The sequence below is a fragment of the Lactobacillus nasalidis genome (assembly GCF_016587775.1).
In the GTDB taxonomy this organism is placed as follows: Bacteria; Bacillota; Bacilli; order Lactobacillales; family Lactobacillaceae; genus Lactobacillus; species Lactobacillus nasalidis.
Genome location: NZ_BOCG01000466.1, coordinates 1 through 3,136 on the forward strand (window position 1 = coordinate 1; position 3,136 = coordinate 3,136).

A 3,136-nucleotide genomic window follows, 5' to 3' on the forward strand; every position below is an offset into this window, starting at 1 on the left:
TTGTGCCGGTGCACCGACTTGGGCCTGCATGGGAATTGCTGTCGGTTTGCTGATTAGAGCCAAGCGTGACCCTAAGCTGCGCTCTGTTATGGCAGCTGCCATTGTCCCAGTTTTGTTTGCTGGGATTACCGAACCAATTGTTTACGGTGCATTACTGAGATACAAGAAGTGCATGGCCTATACGATGATCTGTGGTGCAGTTTGCGGTGCTTTTACTGCCTTAGTTGGTGAAAAGATCACGGTAATGTTCTTCAGTATTTTGTCACTGCAAACTTCCATCAACTGGATTCCAGGGACTATTGTCGGCGTATTGACAGCTGTTGCCGCAATGATTTTGGTTTTGGTATTTGGCTACGAATCGAAGGAAGACAAAGCAAATGCGTAGTGAATTGTTTGCAACTCTAGAGGTTGAACTAGGTCCGCGACTGAACGTAGGGCAGACAGACCAAGGATTTTTCAAAATCATTCCGATTATCGGAGGAACGGTAACGGGGAAGTTAAATGGGAAAATAGTTTCATTTGGTGGCGACTTCAATCAAAGATATGATGACCGTTTTTCTAAAGCGCATGCTTTGTATCTGCTAAAATGTAATGAAGAGTTGATTTATGTAGATAATCAAGCAGACATTGATAAAAAGACCAGCTCGTTCACACATCTGCGCTTTGTTGCCGATAAAAATGGTAACTACCATGATCTTAATTATCGAACCTTTAATGGCAAGATTGTTGAGGGAGATGATGCGCATGTTTTGATTGAAGTTTATGAGGTAATGGATCTTGCTTAACCAACGCTTTACTCTTGCTGAGGAAAATTCTTTCCTAGAAACATTCGTGATTGACCCTAATATTTCATCAAAGAAGACTAAGAAACGCCCTGCCATGGTGATTTGTCCAGGTGGTGCCTACTTTAAACTGGCGCACCGGGAAAGCGAACCGATCGCATTACACTATAGCGGCGAAGGCTTTCACAGCTTCATCTTGAGATATCCGATTGACAACCATAAGTCACAATATCCTTATCCAGTATTATCCTTATTTCAAGCTTTGGCACTAATTAGAAAACACTCTGACGAATGGTTTGTTGATGTCTCAAGAATTTATGTTATGGGCTTTTCTGCTGGCGGTCACGTTGCTGGCTTATACGCAAACTTATGGAATGATCCATCTTTGATCGCCAAGGCGGGTGTTGTCAACGAGGATCTGCCTAAAGTCAAAGGCGTGATTCTTGCATATCCTTTGGTTGGAACAACCAACCGGCCAAGCAGTGAGTGGAATGATGAACGGAAGCTTTTTCAATGCCTTTACGGGACTGAAACGCCGAGCCAAGATCAGGTTTCTGCGGTGACATTGAGTAATTTGGTAAATGCTGAAACTTTGCCGCAATTTATCTGGTGTGCTGCGGATGATCCGGTCTTAAACTCAGCGGATACTGTCAGCTATGTTTTGAGACTGCAGGAAGAAAAGAGAAACGTTGAATTCCACATGTTTAAAAAAGGATCTCATGGCTTAGCCTTGGGTGATTACGCAACGGCAGATCCAGAAGATGCCAACCTTTTCCGTCCAATGAGCTTGTGGCCGCAATTGGCTGCTAATTGGATGAAAACTCTTTAGACTTTAATTCATTCTTGTTTTGTTAAGTTAAATACCAACTTAGTGTTGGATGATTGCTCGATGAAGTAGTCGTTCAACACTTTTTCTTTTGCCGTGCAAAGCTGAGATGAAGCCAACGCAGCAGACCTATGACATACGAAATAATCCCAGCACCGGAGTGCTGGGATTATGCTATTGGCGACTTGCTTTACTTTGTAATAAAGAAATGATTGTGTTCAATTGATCAACCTGTTGTGCATTCAATGCTGATATTTGTGCTAGGCTGTCAGCTGCATGTTGTTGAAGGACAAGATCGTTAGTTCTGTACTTAGTAGTAGCGGTTTTATCTTCCTGGGATTGACTGTTGAAGTTGATAGGTTTAGTGCCGTTGCCATTCATTCCTTGATTATTGTTTGCACCTTTGTGCTCTGGAAAGAACGTGTCAATTGGTACTTCAAAAATTGTAGATAATAGATAGAGACCGTCGAAACGAGGCGTCCGCTTTCCGTTTTCGTAGTTAGAAATAGAAGTCTTAGTAGTGTTCAGCTTTTTAGCAAGTTCATCTTGAGACCAGTTTCTTTCTTCTCTAAGTCTCTTGATTTGTACGCCAGTGTATTTGGCCAGCTGAGGCAAATTCCATTCAGTCATTTTGATTAACTTCCCTAAAATAGTTTGCTTTTCATTACTATTATATCTTAGTGTAGATTTTAGCGGTATTTGGGATCTTATAGGCTTTCTCGGTCTCGTTGCGTAAGTAATAAATGCAGTCCAAGCGCGGATTGCATCCCCTTTGTTTTGTCGTATCTCTATCCCGGTAAGCCCGTCTTCTCCAGCCAGCTGACGAACTGCTTGCCGGCACGGGGACTGCCTTGCTTTAGAATCCCGCCACCGTAGTTAGGTAATAACTTCGAGAAAATAAAAAAATTTGGCATTTTTCTTGTACTAGTTATTGGAGAGAAAATTCTCTTCTAGAAACGGAGGAAAAATGACCAAAACAACAGCATCCGTCCGCGGCAGCAAGGACGTCGTCCAGAAAGTCCTGCTGGACAAGAACGAAATTTTTGCTGACGTATTGAACGGCTTCATCTTCAATGGAAAACAGATTATCAAGCCGGACATGCTGGCAGACACCAACACGACCAGCTACTACAAGGCCAACGGAGAGGTTCACGGCCAGGACCGGGACGTGGCCAAGCTGCTGACGATCGGCAAGAAGAAGATCGTCATTTCGCTGGTTGGAATCGAGAACCAGACCCGGCCAGACAAGCACATGCCGGCGCGGGTGATGAACTACGATGCCGCGGCCTACTGCTACCAGCTCACCAAGAGCAAAAAGCTCTACCCTGTGCTCACGCTGGTGGTATACTACGGGAAAGAAGCTTGGAACTACAGCCGGAATTTGCTGGGGAACATCAATCTGCAAAAGCTCCCCGAGGAAATGCGGCCGCTGATCAGTGATTACAAGATCAAGGCTTTTTACCGGATCAGCGACTTGAATGCAAAAGAGCTGGATAAGCGTTTCAAGAGCGCCTTTTTCTGCCTGGCG

Annotated in this window: 4 protein-coding genes and 1 pseudogene; 4 read left to right on the top strand and 1 reads right to left on the bottom strand. The window is 44.2% G+C overall.

Annotated elements, in window-relative coordinates; translation table 11 throughout:
* The 3 genes and pseudogenes from lacNas_RS08840 to lacNas_RS08850 all read left to right on the top strand — a co-directional run.
* Positions 1-385, top strand: a pseudogene (locus lacNas_RS08840) (hypothetical protein); the annotation flags it as partial.
* Positions 378-785 carry a DUF3237 family protein gene (locus tag lacNas_RS08845; protein WP_201330145.1) on the top strand — a complete coding sequence of 136 codons (408 nt, stop codon included), beginning with the start codon at positions 378-380 and terminating at the stop codon, positions 783-785. The pseudogene lacNas_RS08840 and the gene lacNas_RS08845, both read left to right, overlap by 8 nt.
* Positions 778-1,611, top strand: coding sequence for an alpha/beta hydrolase (locus lacNas_RS08850; RefSeq protein ID WP_201330146.1), 834 nt, complete (start codon positions 778-780; stop codon positions 1,609-1,611). Before lacNas_RS08845 ends, lacNas_RS08850 begins: the two co-directional genes overlap by 8 nt.
* 171 nt (positions 1,612-1,782) lie before the next feature.
* On the opposite strand, the gene lacNas_RS08855 is transcribed toward lacNas_RS08850, so the two are convergent.
* On the bottom strand, positions 1,783-2,238 hold the full coding sequence (locus tag lacNas_RS08855) for a helix-turn-helix domain-containing protein (RefSeq protein ID WP_201330147.1): 456 nt from the start codon (positions 2,236-2,238) through the stop codon (positions 1,783-1,785).
* Positions 2,239-2,575: 337 nt separating this feature from the next.
* Here lacNas_RS08855 and lacNas_RS08860 point away from each other — a divergent pair.
* Positions 2,576-3,136 (top strand): Rpn family recombination-promoting nuclease/putative transposase (locus lacNas_RS08860; protein WP_244661448.1); only part of this gene is annotated, 561 nt, incomplete at its 3' end.

What these genes read in the sequence shown, in the direction of transcription:
- lacNas_RS08845 (WP_201330145.1), top strand. Translation starts at nt 378, where the DNA reads ATGCGTAGTGAATTGTTTGCAACTCTAGAGGTTGAACTAGGTCCGCGA.
- lacNas_RS08855 (WP_201330147.1), bottom strand. Translation starts at nt 2,238, where the DNA reads ATGACTGAATGGAATTTGCCTCAGCTGGCCAAATACACTGGCGTACAA.